Here is a 24,637-nt window from a genome sequence, read left to right on the forward strand (position 1 = left end):
TCACCGGCCGCCATCGTGCCGTTCAACTCGAATTTCATGCCGTTGATGGTGGACGGCAGGGTGTTTGCCGAACCGACGACGTTACCCGTTGCCTTGTCCGTGAGGGAGTAGCTCGAACCGTCAAAGGAGAGCGTGAAGTCCCCCGTCGGCGGCTTTACGCCGTCCACGATGCTCACGCCGAGCTGCGCGTCACTGGCGTTCTTCCGGTTTGCATACACCGTCGGGTCGCCGAACCTGAAGAGGTCCGTTCCTTTCTGGCCGGCAAGGTCGACGCCCATCGCATTCTGTCTGTTCACCTGTTCTGCGAGGCTCACGGCGATGGCGCCTAGCTGCGCCTGAGCGGGGTCCAGTGTCTCCCGGCGGAACCTGATAAGTCCGCCGAGCGCACCTTCGGTAATGCTTGAGTCAGGCAGGTCAACAGGCATGGGTTTCGGGTTGGCTCCTGCCGCCCCGAGCCACGCGACCGATAGCTCCGTTGGGTCGGACGGCGATGTCACGGCGCCGAGCTCGTAGCTGGTGCTGCCATTCACCAACGGCTGGCCGCCAGGCATGAAAACGCTCACACCGCTCGTGCCGTTCACGACCTGGCCACCAACCAGTTGACTCAGATTCGAAACCGCAAGGTCGCGGCGGTCCAGGAGGTCATTCGGCGGCTGGCCCTGCACGCTGGCTTTAGCAATTTCGGCATTCAATTCCGCAATCTGCTTTGCGTACCCGTTAATCTCGGAGACGGCGCCGGAAATCTGCGTGTTGGTGCTTGAGCGCAACTGCGCATACTGCTCGCCCGCCGCGTGGAACTGGTCAACCAGTACCTGTGCCTTGCTCATTACAGTCTGCCGTGCTGCAAGGCTTGACGGGTTATTGGCAACATCCTGTAGGCCGTTAAAAAAGCCCGGTATTGCGGTTGATATGCCGGCCGTCGGACTACCCACCAGATTGTTCAGTTGTGCGGCAAGCGAGTAATACGTAGCAAGTGAGCTGCCCTTGCCCTGCGCGTCATTGAGCGCGCTCGTCAGGAAGTCGCTGTATTGGCGCTGCACGGTCGTGGTCGACACGCCCTGGGGCAGGTACCCCGAAGGCGAATAGTGCCCCTGGGCTTCCTGGTATATCGGACGCACACGCGAATAGCCCGGCGTTGCCACGTTGCTGATGTTATGCCCCGTGGTCTGTAGCCCCCAGGAGGCCGCGTTCAGTCCGCTCAGGCCGAGATTCAAAAGACTGCTGGTCATTCAGAACTCCGATGACATACTTGCCAGAAAAGATGGCCGCAGGAGGCCACCGTCCCGCCGCTTACGCCGCGGGACGTCCGTCAGTACAGCGATGAAAAGAGGGCAGCCCTATCGGGCGTTCAGCGCGCCAGAGTTGTTCCCATTGCCAAATAGTTGGGTGAGATAGTTTGCGTTGTTATTCATCTGCGCCATCAGCGTATTCAGCGCCGTAAACTGCGCACCATACTGTTTGGCCAACTGGTCGGCGTAGGTGTCGAGCCGTGCTTTCTGGGCCGACAGCGATTTCATCTCGCCGTCAATCGAGCTCAGGCGACTATCGATAATGCCGTTCTTCTGGACGTATGCGTCGACACGATTCGCCACGGCGGCCGCAATGCCATTGTTCGAGTCGAAGAGCACCGAGACCTTGTCCGGGAAGTTGGTAAGTGCAGATGTAAGCGCGGCATCGTCAATGGTCAACATCCCGTCCTTGAGCGAGATGCCAATGGAGCCCAAGGTAAGCGCACCATTTGACGAAGAAACGCCTTTTCCGACAACCGCCGCGAGCTCATTCCGGATGCCGTTGAGCATTGAGTCTCCTAACAGCGGAGCGGCCTGGGAGCCCTGCTTCTGCGTCGGGTCGAATGCTGTCAGCGCCGACGCGGTGCTGACGAAATTGTTGTATGCAGCGACAAACGCAGTAACCGCGGCTTTCTGGACAGTGAGGTCGCGGCTTATCGACAACGTTTGCGTTGTACCGACAGATTCGGCGCCCAGAGACAACGTCACGCCTGCGATTGCGTTTTCGACGCTGTTAGTTGCGCTCGTGACCCGTGTGCCTGCAATCATGAACGATGCGTCCTGACCCACGACGCTCTGGGACCAACCCGAGGCGCCGTCAATGGTGGTGTAAGGAGAAACGGTCTTACTAGGGTCTTTGGGGTCGACGGTACTCGTGGACGACGCGACGTTCAGCTTGGATAACCCGGAATCGGTGCTGCCACTTGCGAGGTTGGCTGACATCGAGATACTGTTGCCGACTCCCGTCTCGGTCGAACGCAGTACGAGATGCGCGCCATCGGCACCTGTGACAACCGTTGCCGTAACACCCGAGCCTTTGGCCGCGGCATTAATCGCCGACGCGATTCCTGCAACCGTGTTGTTCTTGTCGTTGATGTCAACGGAAATCTCCTTACCGCCGACTGACAGCTTCAGCGTCCCCTCTCCCAGCTTTGCCTGAGAGTCGAACGCACCGGAGCTGATTGTCTGCGCGCTCGCAATGTTATCAACGGTAATGGCGTAGCTGCCGGCGATTGCGCCCTTGCCTGCTAGCGAAGCGATACCTTTCCCATCGGTCCTTGTCGTGAGACCCGCGAGTGCCGTGCCGTCGGCAAGTGACTTCGATGCTTCCTGGAGTGCAGCCAGCGCCGACTTGAGCTTGCCAATCGCCGAAGTCTGTACCTGTCGCGAAGCCTGCTGCCCCGCAATGCTGCTCGCCTGACCCGCAACCTTCGAGTTCACAAGCGCCGCGACAATGCCGGAAATGTCGGCGTTTGAACCTGTTGAGCCGCTAATGAGCGACTGCACCGCGGATTGCATCCCCGGAGTATCGTAGATTGACGTCATGTTCCTATCCGTTGGCCTTATTCTGGTGGCGTCCAACCACCTCTTCGAGCGACGACCGGCCTTCACAACGTATCCTGAAGATGTCGTACGCAAATTCACGGACGAGTCACGTCAACTTCCATTCCGCTTACTTGAATATTACGGATAGACTCCAACAAAACTTGGCGTTGGCGAGAAACGTGAAAATAAATTTAGGGCAAAACGTGCGCAGGGAGCTAAACAGTGCTACTAGGAGCACGTTTTTCTGAGAGTTGTTGAAGTTGCACAGGAGTGCCGCATCAATCCTCAAGTCAGAACCGCAATATGCTCAATCTTCCATCGCACGAGTCGACCTCGCACGCTCCTCCAGCCACCACCCATATTGTTGCGGCCATGAACCGAACCCATCCGCTTCGAGCAACCCGCGCGCTTCCAGGGGCCAGGTCGGGTTACGCAGCACTTCACGACCAACGCCCACGAGGTCGGCATATCCGTTTTCGAGGATTTCTTCAGCCTGCAAGGGGTCGACAATCAGCCCGACGGCCATTGTTGGAATGGCTGCGTCGCTGCGCACCTGCGCAGCGTAATTGACCTGCCGACTCACGCTATGTGCGAGGCGGTTCGCGACGCTCGTAGGACCTGATATTCCTCCGGAGGAACAATCGACCAGGTCGACACCCGCGACTTTGAGACGACGAGCAAAATCGATGGTGTTCTCGATACCGTAGCCCCCGTCCGCGCCATCCATGACGGAAATGCGGCACAAAAGCGGTTTGTCCGCTGGCCAAACCGCACGAAGGCGCTTCACGATTTCCAATGGGTAAGTTCTACGTCCAGCTACCCCGCCGTATGTATCGCTACGCAGATTGGCAACAGGTGAGAGAAACTGTTGTAAAAGATAGCCATGCCCGCAGTGCACTTCCAGCACTTCGAAGCCAGCACGTGCAGCTCGGCGCGCAGCGGCCTCCCATGCCACGGCAACAGCTTCAAGGTGCGCATCGGTCATTGGCGCGGGTTCAGGCCAACCCATTGCTGCTGGGAGGGCTGACGGCGCGATGGGCTTCCATGGTGCCTCACCTCGTGCAGCATCGGTTTCGGTGAGCGGGCCTTGGCCCTCCCATGGACGCAGGAGCGCCGCCTTGCGTCCGGCATGGCCAAGCCGGATGCCGGGAACAGCGCCTTGCGACTTGATGAACATTGCAATCCGGCTGAGCGGAGCGACCTGGTCGTTAGACCATAGGCCTAGGTCACCATAGGTTTCGCGGCCACGCGCCTCCACTGCGGTCGTCTCAATCATGACCATGCCGGCGCCTGCCTGGGCCTGCTTGCCGTAGTGCACCATATGCCAGTCGTTGGCCAACCCATCGTTGGCTGAGTATTGCTTGACGGGGGTGACGACAATACGGTTGGGAAATGTAATACCGCGGAGTTCTAGCGGCGAAAAGAGCTTCGACTTCACAGGGTGTCAGTGCGCTTTCAATAAAGTCAGGGACTCTAATTGATAGCAGAGAACTCAACAAGCCGCGAAGTTTTACTCTGCGAAACGAAACGTTTATTCCGTACTGCGGCCACGTCTCGACAAGCGGGCCGCTGCCCGAGACGTCCCGCCAGGCGGGAAAGAGGCTACAACCAGTCGTCGGTGGGTTGCTCAATTCTGAAGTACAGAAATACCTTTTCGCAAAAATTGAACAATCGCAAAGTACTATCGGCAGCACAATAGAGCGTTCTATTTGAGCCCACGAGGCATGAAGTAGCCCCGCAGACTCCCGGGAGATTCACCAGATACGGTACGACTGGCCCGTTTGCACGCCCTCGACGCTTCGACGGTAAGCTTTTGCGACACGAGTTGCATCGACAGTCTCGAAGCCTGGAAAGAACGGGCCGTAGGCAGCGGACGATTCGGTCACGATGGACGGGCTCACCGCGTTGATGCGCTGGTCACGTTTCAGTTCTGTAGCGGCAGCCAGTACGAACGCGTCGATGGCCGCGTTGGCTGTCGTCGCGTTGCTGCCGTGAGCGATAGGTTCGTCGGAGCAGATGCCGCTTGTTAGCGTAATGGAGCCGCCGTCGTTGAGATACCGCTGGCCAATCAACGCGAGCCGTACCTGACCGAGTACTTTATTCTGAAGGCCGAAGTTGAACTGCTCGGCCGTGGTCTCCGAAAGGGGGCCGAAGTGAATGTGCCCGGTCGCAGAGACAATTGCATCGAGCCGGCCGACTTTCTCGAAGAGTTCAGTAATGCTTGCGTCATCAGTGATATCTGCCTGCAGGTCTCCACGCGACTTGCCTACGCTGATGAGTTCATGATGCGCCAACTCGTGCATAACTGCCGAGCCAATCGTGCCTGTGCCACCGAATACAAGAACCTTCATTAGAAACTCCGTTGAATGAAAGTAGCGATTGTGGAGCTCATCTGGGTGGCGAACCAGTAGTGGCGGATTAACTGAGACCTAACGAAAAGTTAAGTATGGACAGGTTGAGAAGCATGGAGGTATTTGTAGCGGTGGTCGACATGGGGACATTCAGCGCTGCGGCGCAAAGCCTCAACCTGTCCGCGGTGATGGTAGGAAAGACCATCCACCAGCTTGAGGACCACCTTAAAGCACGCCTACTCAACCGCACCACCCGACGACAGAATCTGACTGACGCAGGCACCGCGTTTTACAAGGCGGCGCGCGACATCCTTGCTCAGGTGAAGGTCGCGGAAGACTCGATTGAGAATATGCAGGCTACGCCACAAGGTCTGCTTCGCGTAAGTGCTCCCGACACGCTGGGTAGCGCTGCAATCGCGCCGCTGCTTGCGTCGTATTCGCTGCAGCACCCAGGCGTCCACGTTGAACTGGTGCTAAGCAATGAGCGCGTCAATCTGATTGAAGAGCGGTTCGACCTCGCGGTGCGCATTGGGCCGCTGGCAGATACTCATCTGGTCGCACGGCCCCTCAAGCCCTACCAGATGGTGATTTGCGCATCGCCCGAATATCTGGCGCGTACGGGTGTGCCGCTCACGATGGGCGACCTTGATAGCCATCATTGCCTTGGCCACCTCGCGTTCGGGGTGCGCAACGCCTGGCATGTCGGCGAAGTTGAATATGTTTGGCCACAAAAGACAACGCTGACAACCAACGATGGCCACGCGCTACGTGCGGCGGCCATAGCGGGAGCAGGAGTCATCATTCAGCCGGAGGTGCTACTCGCAAATGACATACAGCGCGGGCTCCTTGTACGGATACTGGACCCGTATCTTCCGCCTCCCCGCCCCGTCAATCTCGTCTATCTTCGGGACTCAAAGCCGCGGCGCAAACTGATGAGCCTCGTTCAATGGATTCTTCGAGACCATGCTCTGCAGCGGGTTGCAATTGCCGATTCTACGCACGGCATACACGACGCCAGTTCCCCGGTGTAGTGCCGGTCGCTGCTGAGAACGTCCTGGTGAAATGACTCTGGTCGGCAAAACCGCAAGCGGCTCCGATGTCCGACAGCGACAAAGACGTGCGGCGAAGCAACTCCTTGGCGCGCTCGACCCGATAGGCACGCAACCACCGAAATGGCGGCATTCCGGTCGTACTGCGAAACGCATCAATGAACTGACGCACCGGCAGTCCGCAAGCAGTCGCAATGTCGCTTAACCGGGGCTCGACTAAAAGGTCCGCGACAAGCAGTTCCTTAGCGATGCGCTCCTGCGTTTTTGACAACACACGCGAACGTGCGGCCGCCGGCCCCCGAAAGCGGCCATAGGCGGTGGCAAGCCGCTCGTATATGGCATGGCCGATATGGTCAAAGAAAAGAGAACCGGCAAGCTGCGGGTCTGCCATCGCTGGAACCAGAGCGAGACCCAGATGATGCAGAACGGGGTCAATCTCCCGATTAACGTCTTGCAGTTCTCCCACTGGCGGCAAAGCGGACAGACTACAGAGCTCGTCAAAAGCCGGCCGCGGAATATGAAAAAGTACGCATTCGAAGGGGTCCGGCAGGTTTGCTACCGGCTCCTCTGAAAGGTGGCCCAGCATTATCGAGCCCGGGGCATACGGCTCCGTTGGGACACGTCGCCCCCGTTTCCAGAGCTCCGCGGCCCCCGAGTGCTGCAATTGCAACGAGAGGATATACGCGTCCTCGGTCGGCAACGGCGTACTCTTCCCCAGCCCATGCACTGACGAAGACATGTGAGTGGCGGTCAGCTGAGCGGTTTTCAGGCTGGTAGTCGTGAGCGTATGTGCGGTGTCGACGTTGAACAGGTGCGCGAACTCCCGAACATAGGTGTCGGTCGCGACGCTCGAGGTCGCAATGCGCGTCGTGCCGTTCTCGCTGAGAGACACTGACGAGCTTCTAAGCTTATCCGTCGGGCCCCGCGCCTCCATTCCACCTTCCGGAAGAGCAGTTGTCCTACGCTGCGTTGCCATTGCAGCCTCCTGATAATCAGCGGATAGTCCGCCTCGACCGCCGTACGTTATTGTCGCAGAGTTATCACTTTTCAACTGATATCCGCTGCACACGTTCGTGGCGTCAGTGGCATCGACCAAAGAGCGTAATACATTTGTAATAAAACGACTGCGTCAAATACAAAGCGCTGTTTTGTCGTTCTATACTTGCATTGCCCAGCGGTAAAGAATAAACGGACGAACAAACATGCCTGCAGAGGGACTCAATCAAGCTCCAGCAGGAGTGTGGCCAGATGTCCAATGGACTTATCTCTCTACCCACTGTGAATCCTACCAGGACCTCGGACCGGCTCGACGCCATCGTGTATGTCGTAGATGACGAAGCTGCAGTACGCCGCGCACTTGCGACGCTCATGCGCTCGGTCGACATGCGCGTTGAAACATTCTCCTCCCCGGACGAATTTCTGCAGCACCCGCGCCCTCCAGTGCCGAGCTGTCTCATCCTCGATGTTCGACTGCGGAATAAAAACGGCCTGACGTTCCAGCAGGAAATCGTGCGAAGCGGACTGGGGATTCCTGTCGTCTTCATGACTGGGCACGGTGACATTGAGATGAGCGTCAAGGCCATGAAAGCCGGCGCAATGGATTTCTTCGCCAAGCCGTTCCGCGACCAGGACATGCTTGATGCAATCGGTCAGGCGCTGGCCCGAGACGCTGCGCGGCTTGAATCGGAACATGCTGTGGCTGAGCTACGGGCGTCATATGAGACCCTCTCACCCCGCGAGAGAGAGGTAATGCCGTTCATCCTCGCCGGTCTGCTCAACAAACAGATTGCTTCGGAAATGAACCTTAGTGAAATCACGGTCAAAGTTCACCGTGGCCACGTGATGCGCAAGCTCAACGCGCGCTCCGTGCCGGACCTTGTTCGCAAAGCGGAGGCGCTCGGCATCGAACCACACGAGGTGCGTCCCTCGCAAGGAACGCATGGAACCCGGCAATAGCTGCTAGTCAGCGGCGCCTATGGAGAACCGAGTGCGACAGAAAGCCAATGCATCATCGCAGAAGGCTGATAGGGTTTCTGAAGAAGAACGAGCGCGCCATTACCGGTCGCTCTTGCCTGCAGAGCCGACGTCGGATACGCGCTGATAAAAATTGTTGCAGGCGCCGCACCTTGGGCAACGAGGCGTTCGTGCATTTCGACGCCGGACATACCAGACATCCGGATATCCGAAATCAGGCAGGCTGTGGCAGCAGCTTCCCCAGACGCAAGGAACGCTTCGGCTGACTCAAAGAGTCGCGCCTCCCAGCCAAGTGAACGCACAAGGCTCCCAAGCGCGCGACGCACCGCCAGGTCATCGTCGACAATAGATACTACAGGTGTTGTCTGCAAAATCGCGGCCCCTACCTCTCTCCCAGTGAATAACGGGAGCGGTGGAGCACCCGTCGTCTTGTAATTTAAAGACTACCTTACGGGTGAGACCGGCGCGATGATACGATTGTATAAACGGGTTGGACCGGACGGCACCCGCTCATGACTGTCCTGTCAGGCCGTGGCGATGGACGCCTGAGCCGTGGGCAAGATGACACTGAACGTTGCACCGCCCTCGGTGTTGTTGGAGACCAGAATCTGACCGCCATGCGCGTCGACAATCGAGTTACAGATGGCGAGCCCCATGCCCATGCCGGTGCTGCGGGTGGTAAAGAAGGCATCGAAAAGACGCGAAAGATTTGCCTGTGTGATGCCCGGGCCACTATCGCGTACTGCGAGCACCACGTTACCGTCAACGTCGTTCGATGAACTCACGGTCAGCCGATGCTTGCCGGGCATCGTTGCCATCGACTGCAACGCGTTGATGATGATATTGATAAGCACCTGCTGAAGCTGCACGCGGTCCCCCAGTACAACCGGCATCTGGGGCGCAAGGTCCAACACGAGGCAGCATACATGGCTTTCCATCTCGCCCTTTGTGAGCGCGACTACGTCGCCGACCAGTTCGTTGATTTCCACTGGCGCGTGTTCGGGCGGTGAGCCCTTCATCAGTCTTCTCACCCGCTGCACGATTTCGGCGGCCCGAGTGCCCTCGCTGGTCATCTCCGTTACACACCCTTCGATTTCCCCCATGTTCGGAGGGTCTCGATGCAGCCAGCGCAGGCAGGCTTCGCCGCTCGTGATGATGGCCGCAAGCGGCTGTCCAACTTCATGCGCAATTGAGGCGCTTAGTTCGCCAAGAGCCGAAATACGGCTGGCACGGGCGAGCTCGCTTTGCGTCTGCCGAAGTTGAGTCTCAGTCTCCCGCGCTTCAGTCACATCCATGACAGCACCAATGAACTGACGGCTGCCGCCCACAGCGTCGGAAGCATGTGCCACCACGCGCAGGTGCTTTATACGACCGCCCGGGAACAGTAATCGGTGTTCGATGTCAAAATCATCCGCCGTGCCGCTCATCTGCGAGAGCATGCGCTCGAATATATGGACATCCTCCGGATGAAGCCGCTCGCGCACGGTCTCGAGCGTCGGCGTATGGGTTCGCTCGTACTCAAAAATCCGGAACGCCTCTTCAGACCAGAAAAGTTCGCCTGTGGCGACGTTCCAGCCAAAGCTTCCCGTACGGCTAAGTTTCTGGGCTTCGGCAAGGTATTGCGCCTGACTTTTCCTGACGAGCTCTTCGGCCTGCCTGCGCTGCGTTATATCGTTGTTCGTTTCCAGCGTTGCGCAAGGCTCCCCGCGACTGTCATGCTGGAGCGTCCAGCGACTCGCCACAATTACTGCGGAACCGTCGCGTTTGGTGTGCACAAGGTCCCCTTCCCAGTACCCATCGCATGCCAGTGCCCGTTGTATTTCTTCCCGTGGCACGAAAGAAACGGTTTTTAGCAGGTTGTCGACGACCTTTCCGACAGCTTCATCCTTACCCCATCCGTAGAGCGTTTCCGCCGCGTGGTTCCAGTACGTAATCACGTCCTGCCGGTCACGCACGAACACAGTATCGTGAGTCAGGTCCAGCAGTCTCGCCTGCTCCCGCTGCAGACGCTCAGATGCTCTGATACGTCGCACAAGCGAGGTAATAGCAATCGAAGTGATGAAAAAGGCCGCAATTGGCAGGATGTCCTGCGGCTTAGCGATTGCAAAGCTATAAATCGGCGGCGTGAAGTAGACGTTCAGCAGCAAACCGCCAACGATGGAGAAAATTGCCGACGAAATGAAACTGTCCAGCAAAGACAGCAGCACGATGATAATCAGCATGCAGAAGCCAGTGGTGGCAATCCTGAGGTGAAGGTTCAGGCAAAGCCAAGCCATGGCGCAAAGGACAAGGCTGCCGCCAACCCATAGTCGCGCCAGGTAGCCCCACTGACTGCTCTTGTCCGACGAACCTATCTTGCCACCCACGCTGCAGCCTCCTGTGCCACGCCCGGTCTTGCGCCAGGCGACTCGTGCGAACGCCATCTGAGAGTTCCGACCTTGCTTTACATCACTGAAAGGTAAGGAATTTTCCATGCAAGATACACAGACTCCATCATATACAAACGAATAAACGCAGTGCTGATTCGGCTACTGGTTTCCCCGCGGATTGAATACGCGGCCACGAATGATTACGACCCCCGCGTTATACGGCTGTATATCCCGGTTACGCCTTCTCGGCGCTGTCGTACCCCACCGTAGAATAGATTCCCCTCCTTGCCGCACCTACCCTTCAGTCATCGCGATAGCGCATCTCTGATGGCACTACGCATTCTCGTAGCACCGCACCAGACACCCCCGATGCTGTCCGCGATATGGCAAGCCGCCGCACGCCTCCGCTAGCCAGCGTGCTTGGCCGTCCTTCCTTTAACCGCTGCCTCAATGCTTCAAGGAACTAGCCGTGTCACATGCTCTGCATAACTGGATATTTATCGGCGCCAACGCCTACATCGAATACACGTTCGTCAGTTGGCTTCACAGAAGCGTCTACAGACGGACAGTGGACTTCCGGCAAGTCTGTCTTCTGTAGGTGTGACCCACCACATCGGTTGTTCGATAACGGCATTAGCTCTGGATGAGAGGAAATGATGTTGAACACTCAAACGGTTCCCAGGCTTTCGGAATCACCGGCTGAGTCCGACGAGCCAGATTCTCCCCTGAACCTGTCTTCAGTTGCACACCCTCCCGGTGAAGCGGCGCTCATCGGACTATCACATGGACGCGACAGGGTCGGCCGGCGGCGCCCCTCACCCGTCGGTGCCTCGGTTACCGAAAGCGACCCCTGGCTACGAACGCTCGCCGCTCTCCAGCAGTTCTCTGAGCCTCCGGACGGGTCTCTCAGTCCGTTCGCCCAGACGGGGTACCGATATCCGCCGTCGCGGCACGCAGCTAGCGGCTCGCAAATGAGAACCTTCAACTTGACAGTGCTGGAGCACACGGCCAACTCGCGCGTATGCCTTTCCTGGCACGACCCAACCTTGTGCAACTACGAAGAACAGGTCTGGACACCCGCACGCGCTCGCCGCTCGGGGCGATGCGCCCTGTCAGGGGCGCACATCAGAAGGGGGGACGCAGTGTATCGCCCGCAGACGCGCGGCGGCACGCCACCGGCGAACAGTGACGCGATGATTCTCCAGTCAGCGCTCCAGCAGGTCCAGGACGGCTGACCGGCTACGTCTGACGCCCCGCGACAAGCTCCGCCCGCGCCCGATTGTCGCTTCTGAGTGGCCAAAGCGTCTCCTGCGGGAGTGTTTATCTGGTGCTACGCCGCCGTCATACTGTCGCCAAACGTGGGGACATATTTTCTGCGGCGCTTCAGGCGCCGTCGAGCGATGCCACTGCGCTTTCAAACTTGACGGGCGACGGTGATGTTGACAAGAGAGGCAATTAACTCAGGCGCGTATCTCGGGCATTTTGAGTCGCTACCGAATCTGTGGACCACAGAAAGAATCCAGAGTTCGCTCACAGAGACCCTGCAGACGAGGCCGGCCGATGCTGCGGACACTTGGATTTTCGCCTACGGCTCCCTGATGTGGAACCCGATGGTCGAGTTCGAGAGACGGCAGGCTGCAACGTTGCATGGCTGGCACCGAAGCTTTTGCCTGCGCATGGTTGCGGGTCGAGGTAGTCCCGATAGCCCGGGGCGCATGCTCGCACTGCGGCCGGGCAGCCACACGAACGGCGTCGCGTTGAAGTTGCCCGAGGCGACGCTCGAGGAAGAGCTTCGGCTCATCTGGATTCGGGAGATGGTGCTTGGGTCGTACCGGCCAATGTGGGCGTCCATAACACTAGGCGACGGCACCGAAACGCATGCTCTCGCTTTCGTTGCGGATGAGTCTCGCGAACAGTTTGAGCCAGATTCATGCGTGGCAACCGTTGCGCCACTTATCAGCACCGCCACGGGAAAGTTTGGAAGCAATACCGAGTACCTGTTGAAGCTTCGCGACGCCCTGATTGAGTACGGGCTGCAGGACTCCTATGTCGAAGAGCTCGCCAGCGAGATTGAGCGCCTGTGCGACGAGCCTGCTGCGACTTACCCGGCGCATCCGATTGACTGCAGCGGCGCAGAACAAGCCGCCTAGCGTAACTGCCTTAAGTGAGAATCATGGACAAACTTCAAGCGATGCAGGTCTTCACACGGGTAGTCGACACGAACAGCTTTTCCGGTGCGGCCGACTCCCTGCACATGACGCGTTCGTCGGTGACGACCATTATCCAGACCCTCGAGGCCTACCTTAAGGTTCGCCTGCTCAATCGCACGACACGCCGCATCAGCCTCACTCCGGACGGAGCCGCTTACTATGAGCGCTGTTCGCGCATTCTCGCCGAGGTCGAGGAGTCCGAGAGTTCGTTTTCACGGGCGTCAGCTCCGCGAGGAAAGCTCAAAGTTGACATGCCGGGTTCAATCGGACGGCTCGTGGTCGTCCCCGCACTGGACGACTTTCACTCGCGATATCCAGACATCGACATCATGCTTGGCGTCGGAGACAGGGCCGTTGACCTGATTCAGGACAGCGTCGATTGCGCCATCCGCATCGGCCCGATGCAGGACTCCACGCTGGTTGCGCGACGCGTCGGCGTATCGGAGTTTGTCACCGTTGCGAGCCCGGACTACATCGCTCGCAACGGCGAGCCGTTGTCCCTCGCTGAACTTGAATCACACACAGCCGTCAACTACTTCTCGAGCCGCAACGGCCGTATTGTGGAGATGGACTTCGTCGTGGATGGCAAGCCGGTGGAAGTCCACATACGCTCGAAGCTCGCTGCCAACGATGGTGATGCTTACCTCCAGTGCGGATTGCGAGGCCTCGGGCTCATTCAGGTGCCTCACTTCCTTGCGATGCCCCACCTGGAGTCAGGGGCGCTGATTGAAGTGCTAGGCAAATGGCGCCCCAGCCCGTTCCCGATTTCAGCGGTCTATCCACAGAATCGTCATCTATCCCCGCAGGTTCGCGTGTTCGTCGAATGGGTCGCGGAACTGTTCGAGAACTGTCAACTGCTGCGCGCGGACAACGTGCTTCCGTCCGGTATCGCCCAATACGTCAAGCATCGCCAGTCGTCCAGCGCTGCGGGCCGCGTGCTGGACTCGGCCCGCGTGCCGGGCGCGCGCAGCAGGGATTTGGCGCCGATGTAGGTGGCCTGCGAAAGCCGTGCAGCGTCGCCGTGTGGCGCCGTTCTTGAACAGCACAATTCGCTGCGAGCGAATTGTCTTATCGGAGGTGAGATGTTTATCCGGTCGACCAATCTATGCAGAATTCCGGCTGCTTAAACCTCCTTTACTTTTGGCGCATAGCGCAGACACTTTGATGAAAGCCAGGCTGGACATTACGGACATCACGATTGCAGGACACGCGCAAGACATCACGTTGCGTAGCTTCCATCCGTCCGCTCACAGCGGTGCGCCAATCGTGTTGTATTTCCATGGCGGTGGCTTCGTCAAGGGTTCGCTGAGCGAAGCCAGCAAGCCGGCTTCGCTCCTGGCAGCAAGAGTCCCGGCCTGGGTCATTGCCGTGGGTTATTCGCTCGCGCCAGAGTTTCCGTTTCCAGCTGCAGCCGAGGATGCCCATCTCGCTCTCGAGTGGGCTGTGGAAAGCGCTCGCGAGTATCGCGCAGACTCGAACCGGATTGCCGCAGTTGGACACGACGCGGGAGGCAACATCGCGGCAGGACTTGCCGCTATCGCCCGCGACCGGGGAGTGCGTCGGCTGTCGGCGCAGGCACTCCTTGCACCCTTGCTTGACCCGAGCATGACGCGCCTGATGGAGGGGCAGCGCCCCGGCAGGAGCGACTTTGCTCCGGAGGATTGTGCACGCTCATACCGGGCGTACCTGCCCAGCGCAAACCATCGCATCCACCCTTATGCGGCGCCGCTGGAATCAAGACGCCTTGGCACCCTGCCCCCGACGCTGATAGCGACGGCAGAGCAGGATTTTGTGCGCGCAGACGGCGAGACCTATGCGCGAGAACTTATTACGGCCGGCGTACCCGTTGAGATGACACGCCATGGCGGGGTCTGCCATGGCGAACTCATCTCCCATTCACCGGCACTAAATGATGTCGTCGAATTCCTGCGCAAGCGGCTCGCGCCTGATTGACCGCGCAGAATTGTCGCTCCGACGGATACAAAGAAACCACTGTTCGCTACTTTATAACCAGAAACACGGAGTCCATACTCTCGTCAACGCTATACACCCAGTGATGGATGTAAGGCCGAGACGGATATGAACTGAAATCCAAACCTGTCACGTTTTTACAGACCACTTTGCATCTATAAGGAGTACTACTCATGCTCACCAATCGAAAACGGCTTACCGCCGCGTTGGGTGCGCTGGCAGTTGTCGGCGCAGTCGCGGGCATTGGCTTCACCCACGGGACCACATCAGGTCCGCTGAGTGTAGCTCAGGCCGCTGACGCGCCGCCAGCCACCCAGGTCGACGTCGCGGTCGTCCTTTCGCAGACCATCACGGACTGGCAAAGCTACTCCGGGCGTCTGGAAGCCATCGACCACGTCGAAGTGCGCCCGCTCGTTGCCGGCACCATCATTGCCGTCCACTTCAGGGACGGCGCGCTGGTCAAGAAGGGCGACCCGCTTTTCACGATTGACCCCCGCCCCTATCAGGCTGAAGTTGACCGCGCATCGGCACAGGTCGCGGCAGCCAAGGCTCGCGCGATTTACACGGCGACCGACGCCGCTCGTGCTGACCGCCTGCTTGCCGACAACGCCATCGCGAAGCGCGACTACGACGAAAAGCAGAACGCTTCACGCGAAGCCGCCGCGGGCGTAAAGGCTGCCGAGGCCGCTCTCGAAGCTGCACAGGTGAATCTCGGGTACACCAGGATTACCGCACCGGTCACGGGTCGCGTATCGCGCGCGGAACTGACGGTTGGCAACGTTGTTTCGATTGGTTCGAGCGCACCGTTGCTTACGACACTTGTTTCCGTGTCGCCGATTTACGCCTCGTTCGATGTCGACGAGCAGACGTATCTGCAATACCTTGGTCGCGACCGCAATACAAAGGTACCGGTATCGCTGGGCCTTGCGAATGAGGACGGCTATTCCCGCAAGGGTGCGGTTACATCCGTTGATAACCGCCTCGATACCTCGTCTGGCACCATCCGCGTGCGCGCCACCCTCGACAACGCAGACGGCGCACTCGTTCCGGGCCTCTACGCGCGCGTCAAGGTTGGCGGCGGTGCGCCTCACCCGGCCATTCTGATTGACGACGCAGCCGTGGGTACTGACCAGGCGAAGAAGTTCGTGCTGGTCGTGGACCGCGAGAACAAGGTCGTCTACCGGGAGGTCCAGCTGGGCGGCCTGCACGACAACCTGCGCGTTGTGACCTCGGGACTCAAGGACGGTGAGCGCATCGTCGTGAACGGCATGATGCACGCCAAGCCGAGCGACACCGTCAGTCCGCACATGGTCAACATGGCCGACGCTGCCAAATCCGCAGCGTAACCACGCGAGAAGGTCATCATGAACATCTCAAAATTTTTCATCGACAGGCCAATCTTTGCGGCCGTTCTGTCGGTGGTGATTGTGCTCGCAGGCTTTATCGCGTTGACCAAATTACCAACGGCCGAATATCCGGAAGTCGTGCCCCCGTCGGTTGTGGTACGCGCACAGTATCCCGGCGCGAATCCGAAAGTCATTGCCGAGACCGTTGCCTCTCCAATTGAAGAGCAGATTAACGGCGTCGAGAACATGCTGTACATGCAGTCGCAGGCGAACAGCGACGGCGCGATGACGACAACCGTGACGTTCAAGCTTGGCACCGACCCCGATAAGGCACAGCAGCTTGTGCAGAACCGGGTATCGCAGGCCATGCCGCGTCTTCCCGAGGACGTGCAGCGGCTGGGCGTGACTACCATCAAGTCGTCGCCTACCCTGACGATGGGCGTGAATCTCGTCTCGCCTAACGGACGGTATGACCTTACCTACCTGCGCAACTACGCGCTCATCAACATCAAGGACCGGCTTGCGCAAGTGCCGGGAGTTGGTGAAGTTGCGATGTGGGGCGCGGGCGACTACTCCATGCGCGTCTGGCTCGACCCGACAAAGGTAGCCCGTCAGAACCTGACGGCAACCGATGTCGTGAAGGCAATTCGTGAGCAGAACGTCCAGGTCGCGGCCGGTATTGTCGGCGGCGCTCCGATGACGACAAATGTTCCGATGCAACTGAGCGTGAACGCCCAGGGTCGCCTGAAGACCGAAGAAGAGTTCCGCAACATCATCCTGAAGACTTCCCCGGACGGCGCGGTGACGCATCTGAGCGACGTGGCGCGCGTAGAAATGGGTGCGGCCGAGTATGCGCTGCGGGCGAGTCTTGACGGTAAGCCCGGCGTGCAGCTCATCATCTTCCAGCAGCCCAACGCGAACTCGCTGCAGATTTCGACCGATGTTCGTCGAATCACAGCAGAGTTGCAGAAGGACATGCCTGAAGGCGTCCAAGCGAAGATTGTTTACGACCCGACGCAGTTCGTCCGCGAAAGTATCGACGCCGTTGTCCACACGCTCTTTGAAGCTATCGTCCTTGTCGTTATCGTTGTCATTGTATTCCTGCAGACCTGGCGTGCGTCGCTGATTCCGTTGCTCGCAGTGCCAGTCTCGATTGTGGGCACCTTCTCGCTGATGCTGGCGTTCGGCTTCACCATCAATGCGCTGTCACTGTTCGGCATGGTTCTCGCCATCGGGATTGTGGTCGACGATGCGATTGTGGTGGTGGAGAACGTGGAGCGGAACATTGCCTCAGGCCTGACGCCACTTGAAGCTTCATACGCAGCGATGCGGGAAGTGAGTGGGCCGATTATCGCCATTGCACTGACTCTCGTAGCCGTGTTCGTTCCGCTGGCTTTCATGTCGGGTTTGACCGGTCAGTTCTACAAGCAGTTCGCAATGACCATTGCGATTTCGACTGTCATCTCGGCGTTCAACTCGCTCACCCTGTCTCCCGCGCTTTCCGCTCTGCTGCTCAAGGACCATCACGCACCCAAGGACTGGCTGACCCGTTTCATGGACCGGATTCTTGGACCGTTCTTTAACGTGTTCAACAAGGTGTTCCATCGCGGCTCGGAAGCGTACGGCAAGGGTGTCGGCGGCATCATCAATCGCAAGGCTGCGATGATGGTCGTCTACGGTGTCCTGCTCGGCGGCACGTTCCTGTTCGGCAAGATTGTGCCGGGCGGCTTCGTGCCTGGTCAGGACAAGGACTATCTCGTCAGCATTCTGCAGTTGCCTCCGGGTGCGTCACTCGACCGGACGGAAAAGGTCGTTCACGAAATGGGCATCATCGCCCGCAAGCAGCCGGGTGTCGTGCACTCGCCGGAATTCCCGGGCCTGAACGTGACCGGCCTGATGAATTCTTCGAGCAGCGGCCTGGTGTTTCCGGTGATGAGCCCGTCGAAGCATCGCACGAAGGATGAATCGGCAGCGGCGATTGTCGGCAACCTGAACAAGGAATATGCCGGCATCAAGGACGCAATGATTGCGACCTTCCCGCCGCCTCCGGTGTCGGGTCTGGGTACTATCGGCGGCTTCAAGCTGCAGATTGAGGACCGTGGCGCGCTGGGCTACGAAGCGCTGAACAAGGCGGTGCAGTCGTTCCTCGCGGCAGCAGCAAAAGCGCCAGAACTCGGCCCCTCGTTTTCGAGCTACCAGATTAACGTTCCGCAGCTGAACGTCGAACTGGACCGTGAGAAGGCCAAGCAATTGGGCGTCTCGGTGACTGACGTGTTCGACACGATGCAGATTTATCTGGGCTCGCTGTATGTGAACGACTTCAACAAGTTTGGCCGCGTCTATCAGGTGCGCGCGCAAGCTGATGCCCCATTCCGTACCTCCGCTGAAAGCATCCTGCAACTCAAGACTCGCAATGCGGCCGGCGAGATGGTGCCCCTGTCGTCGCTCATCAAGGTGACGCCGACTTTCGGTCCGGAGACGGTGATTCGGTACAACGGCTTCCTTGCGGCCGACATCAACGGTGGACCGGCGCCAGGATACTCGTCTGGCCAGGCAATGGCGGCCGTCGAACGCATCGCAGCTGAAACACTGCCGCGCGGCATCAAGTTCGAATGGACCGACCTGACGTATCAACAGATTCTGACGGGCAACGCAGCCTTCTGGGTGTTCCCTATCAGTGTCCTGCTGGTGTTCCTCGTGCTGGCCGCCATGTATGAAAGCCTGACACTGCCGCTCGCAATCCTGCTGATTGTACCGATGAGCATTCTGTCTGCGCTCTTCGGTGTGTGGCTCACCCAGGGCGACAACAACATCTTCACCCAGATTGGTCTGATGGTGCTGGTGGGGCTGTCAGCGAAGAACGCGATTTTGATTGTGGAATTCGCCCGTGAGCTTGAAATCCAGGGCCGCACAATTGTTCAGGCCGCGATTGAAGCCTGCCGTCTTCGTTTGCGCCCGATTCTGATGACGTCCATCGCGTTCATCATGGGTGTAATTCCCCTGGTGATTTCCACGGGAGCGGGTTCGGAAATGCGTCGTGCGATGGGCATCGCGGTGTTCTTCGGCATGTTGGGCGTAACTCTATTCGGTCTGGTACTTACGCCGGTGTTCTACGTGCTTCTGCGCAAGCTTTCGGGCGGTAAGCAGCTCACGGACAAGCATGGCAACCACCCGCACATCCACGGCCCGAAAGACAACGATGGCGGCCATGGCGGCAGCAGCGGTGGCTCGACGGGTGCTCCTGTCAAACCGGGCGCAAAAACTCCCGAACCGGCATTCCAGGAGTAAGGAGACCATCATGAAGACATTTTTTTCGATGAAGAGCGGCCTCACTGGCTCCGTCCTGCTGGGCACGCTGCTGATTCTGGCGGGCTGTTCACTCGCACCCAAGTACGAGGTGCCGTCCACGCCGACAACTGCGACCTTTAAGGAGGCACCGCAGCAGCCGTTGTCACCGGAAGAAGCTGGTACGTGGAAGACGGCGCAACCGTCGGAAGACGTCGCCCGCGGTGAATGGTGGAAGGCGTTCAAGGACGCGAAACTGAATGACCTCGAGGAGCAGGCGCTGGACGCAAACCAGAACCTCAAAGCGGCGGCGGCCCGCGTGAAGGAAGCACGGGCAATGAACCAGGCAGCGCGCGCGGGTCTGTTCCCCTCGCTCGACGCCGGCTTCGGCCCGACGCGGCAGCGGGTCTCTGCCGCGTCCCTCTTCGAACCGGATGGCACCAATGTGCCGCAGCAGACGTTCTGGCGCGCTCAGGCCAGCGCTTCGTATGAAGTGGACCTGTTCGGTCGTGTCGCGTCGACGGTTGATGCGGCACGTGCCGACACAGAGCGAAGTGAAGCTCTCTTTCGCTCAGTGATGCTCGCCCTGCAGGCTGACGTCGCGCAGAACTACTTTGCACTGCGTGAGTTCGACGCCGAGTCCGAGGTGTACGGGAACGCCGTCGACCTGCGTCAGCAGGCCCTGAAGCTGGTCCAGCGCCGCTACACGGAAGGCGAAATCACTGAGCTCGACGTCTCGCGTGCGAAAGCTGAATTGGCCACTGCGCAGTCCGATGCAATGACCGTGCAGCGTCTTAGGGCCGCCTCTGAGCATAGCCTCGCGGTATTGCTCGGCAAGGCACCGGCCGAGTTCTCGATGGCGGCGGACCCGCTCAAACCGGTCAACCTGCGCGTGCCGCCGGGCCTGCCATCTTCGCTGCTCGAGCGTCGACCGGACATTGCCGCTGCAGAGCGTTCGATGGCCGCAGCAAATTCCCGCATCGGCATCGCGAAGGCTGCGTTCTTCCCCTCACTCACCATCACGGGTACGGGCGGCTTCGAATCGGCGACCATTGGCGACCTCTTCAAATGGAGCAGCCGCGCTTTCCTGCTTGGACCTCTTGCAGGGACGGCGCTGAATATTCCGATTTTTGATGGTGGCCGCCGCAAGGGCAACCTCGCGAATGCGCGCGCCGTATACGAGGAGGACGTCGCGAACTACCGGCAGCAGGTTCTCGTAGCGTTCCGCGAGGTCGAAGACAACCTGTCGGACATGCGCATCCTGGAAGACCAGACGAAGACGCAGAACGAAGCGGTCAAGGCATCACAACGTGCAGCAGACCTCTCGCGCTCGCAGTACACCGAGGGCGCGGTGAACTATCTGGACGTCATCGATGCGGAACGCACCGTCCTGCAAGCCCGCCGCTCAGCGGTGCAATTGCAGGGTGTGCAGGCTGCGTCCACGGTCAACCTGATTCGCGCGCTTGGCGGCGGCTGGGGTGACGTTGTCCGCCAACCGGCCCAGCCGTTCGTGGGACAGGTAGAGCCCACAGTTCCAGTGCAAACAGCGGTCGCACAGAAGTAACGCAGCAGTTGTGAGTTGAGCATCACGCAGGCCCATCCAGAACATCGGATGGGCCTGTCGCTTTCTGGAGTGACATCATGAAATTCGCCGTGGCCAACACGATTCTCGGAACGCCTATTAACCGGCCGCATCGGGCTTTCGTCCGACGGATACGCTCGATTGACGTCCTGTATCCCGCGAGAATACTGCGCATCGCCATCGTCGCGTCGGTTCTCTATTTCGGTGTCGCTGTGCTCGCGATAGGGATGGCAATCCTTCTGGCCATCGCGGACGCCGTTCGGTGTGTATGGTTTTTCTAACGAAGACGGCGACGAGGGTATAGCGGTTGCGACCCATCAAGGACCGACAGCAATGGAGTCGCCAATTCGGCAAGTGGGCAGAGCGAATAGCTCAAGAGAACGACGGATTGAGACGGGGCTCGCCTTGTGAGCGAAACCCCGGGCCCGGGTGACAACTTGCGGGAAGCACTTAGGCTGGCCGCATCTTATAGCCTGAAGCACTGCCATGTAAGGCCTCAATGCGCGAATACAGAGTTCGTTCTCAACGAATAGTACGCCCGGATGCGCATCTGCAATGCATCAGTTCGCCGTATCAACAGCGGTAGCTTACTGGCGTGGGGGGGCAGGCGGTAACGACGCGGAGGGAGAATCGGGACTTCGCGTGAAGAGCGCGAAGTCCCTGGCCCAAGGCAACAACAACTGCGAGGAGATAGGGTTGAGCGAAGCGTAGCTCGCCGAGCTTCTATCCGGAAGACCTGGCTTACGAATAGTCTTTTCGCTCATTCCGAACAGCGCCTAACAGGTGCAAGGTGAGTTCAATGAATACAGGCATTTAGCTCGCTCCCGATTCCATCTTCGCCGTCTCCAGGTGGCACGAATGCCGGTTTTCTGCGTAGCGCACCTGATACACCCATCACTTTGACGTTTATCGACACCGTTTTGACACGCTATCTTTACGTTCGCATTATCGGCGTAAGTAAAACATCTGGAGAACGAAGATATGAAGCAGTACGTATTGACCCCTCTCGCAATTGCGCTCGCTGGCTTCACGGTAGCAGCTAACGCGCAATCCAGCGTCACGCTTTACGGTATCGTCGACGCAGGCATCGGCTATGTGCACAACGCTGATGGCAACAAGAAACAAGTGGGGATGATTAACGGCAACATGAACGGCAACCGCTGGGGTATCAAGGGTTCCGAAGACCTGGGCGGTGGACTGAAGGCGGTCTTCCAGCTGGAAAGCGGCTTTGACCCGGGCACCGGCAAACTGAACCAAGGTGGCCGTGAGTTCGGTCGTCAGGCCTTCGTGGGACTGACCAGCGACAGGTACGGCACCGTCACACTCGGCCGTCAGTACGACCCGCTTGTTGACATGGTTCAGGGCATCACGGGCGATAACTTCTTCGGCGGCATCTTCGCGACGCCGGGCGACGTCGACAACTACGACAACAGCCTGCGTACGTCCAACGCAGTGAAGTACGTTTCGCCCACCTATGCAGGGTTCCAACTCGAAGGCCTCTACGGCTTCAGCAATGGCGCGGGCACGACAGGCCAGGGGCAGACGTGGAGCGGCGCAGCAACGTACAACAACGGCCCCGTATCGCTTGCTGCGGGCTACTTCTACGCGAATAATCCGACTGCAAATCGTACGGCAGGCTGGAACAGCCCGTCTTCCGACTCGCTCTTCAACAGTCCCGTCAATAACGGCTACTCGACAGCCCATTCCATCGGCATCGCGCGGGTTGCAGGTCAGTACGTCTTCGGCTCCGCGACGGTCGGGCTCTCGTACAGCAACGCGCGTTACAGCCCGGACGGCAAGTCCGGCTTCAGCGAGACCGAGAAGTACAATGTCGGCAACGTCTTCGCAGCGTACCAACTCACGCCTGCGTTGCTCGTGGGTGCAGGCTACACGTACATGAAGGCGAGCGGCGACACATCAGCGAGCTATCACCAGGCTTCGCTGGGTGCCGACTATGCGCTGTCCAAGCGCACTGACTTCTACGCGATGGCGGCCTATCAGCACGCGAGCGGCACACAATCGGTGTACGACGCGGCAACTGGCACGCGTACGACGCAAGCCGCACAGGCATCCATTGGTTCGTATGGCTATGCCGGCACAAGCCATCAGGAAATCGCAATCGTGGGCATCCGCCACAAGTTCTAACCTCCGAAGTCGGGTCAGCTTTTCCTCGCCCGACCAGCGGAAGCAGAAAAAGCGCGAGGACTGCCGTCTTCGCGTTTTTTTCGCCCATCAAATGGAATCAGGATTGCAGCCCGTAGGTTACGCCGCACTCAGCACACGAGACTACCAGAGCCGAAATCCCAAGCCATGTGCTATCCGTGCGGCCATCCCTGACAAACTCAAACGCCGCCCTCGTCTCTTCGTCGCCGACCACTGAAACGTCCGTCGACCCACAGATTGCGCAGTCGACCTGCGTTGCAACGTCAAAGCCAGACATTGCGACGTGGCCCTCGTTGCGGGTTATTGCGCTGCCCATAATTCCAACCCTCCTCTTTACTACGAAGCAGGCACCGCTTCGCCATCGGGGTGCGCCTGCGCCGCCAAATCACCGACGTTATCGGCGGGCTCTTCGTATGAAGGCGGAGCCTTACCGTCGTTCAACAAGTATGCACGTCGCTGCAAGTATCCGTCACGCACAAAGCTGTACTTATCGAGAGCCGCCTGTTCAAGAAGGTCAGTCGCACCCAGCATATCGGCGCGAGCACTTACGACGTTCAGCCCAAAGAAAGATGCACCCGCCTCAACCGGAAGATAGGTCGTAGGAGTGAGCGCACTCGCAACAACCCAGCCACTTGCGTCGCGCACGGAGCTCGGTCCAAACAGTGGCAGTACAAGATAGGGGCCCGCGGGTACGCCGTAATGCCCAAGCGTAAGCCCGAAATCCTCATGATGCTTCGGCAGACCCGCAGCCGACGCCCAGTCGAGCAGGCCGCCAAGACCGAACGTTGAGTTAAACGTGAAGCGCATCAGGTCTTCGGTTGCTGCGGTAACCTTAAATTGCAGCAGGTTATTCGCGAAATTGCCAATGTCGCCGAGGTTCGAAAAGAAGTTGCTGAATGCCGTGCGCAAAGGTTCTGGCGTTACCTTCCTGTAACCCGTAGCCACAGGCTTCGCAACATGTCGGTCAAGGCCTTCATTGAACGAGAAGACCGCCCTGTTCATCGGCTCGAGCGGGTCCGACGCCTTCCGGTCGGGTCCCGTTGCGCATGCAGTCAGCCCCGTTACCGCGGTCACGCCCATAAGGGCACCTGCGATACGCGTGCTCCACAACTTCTTCATCTTTGCTGCTTCCTTCAATAATTCTCTGTCGTCTATCGCCGACGACCAGCAGCGGACAGATTGTCAGCGTTTTTTTTCCTGGTCACCGCCGCCAAATCAGGGTACAAGGTTCAGGAGTTACTGCTCTCTTTCGCGACCGACACCGACGTCGGTGCGACATCTTGCGCAGGCGCTAGTGGCCCCTGCTGTTCCGGCGGTAGTTGCGAATGCTGCACTTCTTCTGATTGCTGCAGGTGCTCGACCTGCGTCTTAGACAGGTGGTCCAGCAGACTCGGACCACCTACGAGGCTCACCAGAAAGCCCACTACGATTGCTGCGATAGCCATTTTGTCTCCGTGGCGGACTACAGTTACCTCCGCCATGTCGAAAATGCGCTCCAGCTAT

Annotated in this window: 19 protein-coding genes and 1 pseudogene; 11 read left to right on the plus strand and 9 right to left on the minus strand. The window is 58.9% G+C overall.

What is annotated here, in order from left to right:
• From flgK to P0D73_RS33310, 4 genes are all read right to left on the minus strand, one after another.
• A partial coding sequence (gene flgK, locus P0D73_RS33295) for a flagellar hook-associated protein FlgK (protein WP_408434695.1) occupies positions 1–1,229 on the minus strand: 1,229 nt, incomplete at its 3' end.
• 108 nt (positions 1,230–1,337) lie between these two features.
• The gene (fliD, locus tag P0D73_RS33300; protein WP_408434697.1) at positions 1,338–2,834 is read right to left on the minus strand and encodes a flagellar filament capping protein FliD; all 1,497 of its coding nucleotides are present in this window, start codon (positions 2,832–2,834) and stop codon (positions 1,338–1,340) included.
• Positions 2,835–3,141: 307 nt separating this feature from the next.
• Entirely contained in the window at positions 3,142–4,272 is a 1,131-nt protein-coding gene (locus tag P0D73_RS33305; protein WP_408434699.1) for an oxidoreductase, read from the minus strand.
• A gap of 316 nt (positions 4,273–4,588) precedes the next feature.
• Positions 4,589–5,185, minus strand: coding sequence for a short chain dehydrogenase (locus P0D73_RS33310; RefSeq protein ID WP_408434701.1), 597 nt, complete (start codon positions 5,183–5,185; stop codon positions 4,589–4,591).
• Between the two features lie 95 nt (positions 5,186–5,280).
• On the opposite strand from P0D73_RS33310, the gene P0D73_RS33315 reads away from it, so the two are divergent.
• Positions 5,281–6,216, plus strand: a complete 936-nt coding sequence (locus P0D73_RS33315; protein ID WP_408434703.1) for a LysR family transcriptional regulator — start codon at positions 5,281–5,283, stop codon at positions 6,214–6,216.
• Here the strand turns inward: P0D73_RS33315 and P0D73_RS33320 are convergent.
• Positions 6,179–7,126: a helix-turn-helix domain-containing protein gene (locus P0D73_RS33320; protein WP_408434705.1), complete on the minus strand. Its 948-nt coding sequence runs from the start codon at positions 7,124–7,126 to the stop codon at positions 6,179–6,181. The genes P0D73_RS33315 and P0D73_RS33320 overlap by 38 nt on opposite strands.
• A gap of 356 nt (positions 7,127–7,482) precedes the next feature.
• On the opposite strand from P0D73_RS33320, the gene P0D73_RS33325 reads away from it, so the two are divergent.
• The gene (locus P0D73_RS33325; protein WP_408434707.1) at positions 7,483–8,190 is read left to right on the plus strand and encodes a response regulator transcription factor; all 708 of its coding nucleotides are present in this window, start codon (positions 7,483–7,485) and stop codon (positions 8,188–8,190) included.
• Positions 8,191–8,207: 17 nt separating this feature from the next.
• On the opposite strand, the gene P0D73_RS33330 is transcribed toward P0D73_RS33325, so the two are convergent.
• Both P0D73_RS33330 and P0D73_RS33335 read right to left on the minus strand, forming a co-directional pair.
• The gene (locus tag P0D73_RS33330) at positions 8,208–8,579 is read right to left on the minus strand and encodes a response regulator transcription factor (RefSeq protein WP_408434709.1); all 372 of its coding nucleotides are present in this window, start codon (positions 8,577–8,579) and stop codon (positions 8,208–8,210) included.
• 153 nt (positions 8,580–8,732) lie between these two features.
• On the minus strand, positions 8,733–10,631 hold the full coding sequence (locus tag P0D73_RS33335; protein WP_408434711.1) for an ATP-binding protein: 1,899 nt from the start codon (positions 10,629–10,631) through the stop codon (positions 8,733–8,735).
• Positions 10,632–11,233: 602 nt separating this feature from the next.
• Here P0D73_RS33335 and P0D73_RS33340 point away from each other — a divergent pair.
• The 9 genes from P0D73_RS33340 (at position 11,234) to P0D73_RS33380 (ending at position 23,116) form a co-directional block, all read left to right on the plus strand.
• Positions 11,234–11,812: a DUF3331 domain-containing protein gene (locus tag P0D73_RS33340; protein WP_408434830.1), complete on the plus strand. Its 579-nt coding sequence runs from the start codon at positions 11,234–11,236 to the stop codon at positions 11,810–11,812.
• Positions 11,813–12,013: 201 nt separating this feature from the next.
• Positions 12,014–12,727 carry a gamma-glutamylcyclotransferase gene (locus tag P0D73_RS33345; protein WP_408434713.1) on the plus strand — a complete coding sequence of 238 codons (714 nt, stop codon included), beginning with the start codon at positions 12,014–12,016 and terminating at the stop codon, positions 12,725–12,727.
• A gap of 23 nt (positions 12,728–12,750) precedes the next feature.
• Positions 12,751–13,779 carry a LysR family transcriptional regulator gene (locus tag P0D73_RS33350; RefSeq protein WP_408434715.1) on the plus strand — a complete coding sequence of 343 codons (1,029 nt, stop codon included), beginning with the start codon at positions 12,751–12,753 and terminating at the stop codon, positions 13,777–13,779.
• Between the two features lie 172 nt (positions 13,780–13,951).
• A complete protein-coding gene (locus P0D73_RS33355; protein ID WP_408434717.1) occupies positions 13,952–14,740 on the plus strand; it encodes an alpha/beta hydrolase in 789 nt (262 codons plus the stop codon).
• Positions 14,741–14,931: 191 nt separating this feature from the next.
• Positions 14,932–16,104: an efflux RND transporter periplasmic adaptor subunit gene (locus P0D73_RS33360; RefSeq protein WP_408434719.1), complete on the plus strand. Its 1,173-nt coding sequence runs from the start codon at positions 14,932–14,934 to the stop codon at positions 16,102–16,104.
• Positions 16,105–16,122: 18 nt separating this feature from the next.
• Positions 16,123–19,392: an efflux RND transporter permease subunit gene (locus P0D73_RS33365; protein WP_408434721.1), complete on the plus strand. Its 3,270-nt coding sequence runs from the start codon at positions 16,123–16,125 to the stop codon at positions 19,390–19,392.
• 10 nt (positions 19,393–19,402) lie between these two features.
• Positions 19,403–20,953 carry an efflux transporter outer membrane subunit gene (locus tag P0D73_RS33370; protein WP_408434832.1) on the plus strand — a complete coding sequence of 517 codons (1,551 nt, stop codon included), beginning with the start codon at positions 19,403–19,405 and terminating at the stop codon, positions 20,951–20,953.
• Positions 20,954–21,030: 77 nt separating this feature from the next.
• Positions 21,031–21,252 (plus strand): hypothetical protein, encoded by a 222-nt coding sequence (locus tag P0D73_RS33375; RefSeq protein WP_408434723.1) that lies wholly within the window; start codon positions 21,031–21,033, stop codon positions 21,250–21,252.
• 700 nt (positions 21,253–21,952) lie between these two features.
• Positions 21,953–23,116 carry a porin gene (locus P0D73_RS33380; protein ID WP_408434725.1) on the plus strand — a complete coding sequence of 388 codons (1,164 nt, stop codon included), beginning with the start codon at positions 21,953–21,955 and terminating at the stop codon, positions 23,114–23,116.
• Positions 23,117–23,527: 411 nt separating this feature from the next.
• On the opposite strand, the pseudogene P0D73_RS33385 reads toward P0D73_RS33380, so the two are convergent.
• Positions 23,528–24,214: pseudogene (locus P0D73_RS33385) on the minus strand (MlaA family lipoprotein); the annotation flags it as partial.
• 149 nt (positions 24,215–24,363) lie between these two features.
• The gene (locus tag P0D73_RS33390) at positions 24,364–24,579 is read right to left on the minus strand and encodes a hypothetical protein (protein ID WP_408434727.1); all 216 of its coding nucleotides are present in this window, start codon (positions 24,577–24,579) and stop codon (positions 24,364–24,366) included.
• Positions 24,580–24,637: the final 58 nt, after the last annotated feature.

Source organism: Paraburkholderia sp. RL18-101-BIB-B (genome assembly GCF_046026985.1).
GTDB lineage: Bacteria > Pseudomonadota > Gammaproteobacteria > Burkholderiales > Burkholderiaceae > Paraburkholderia.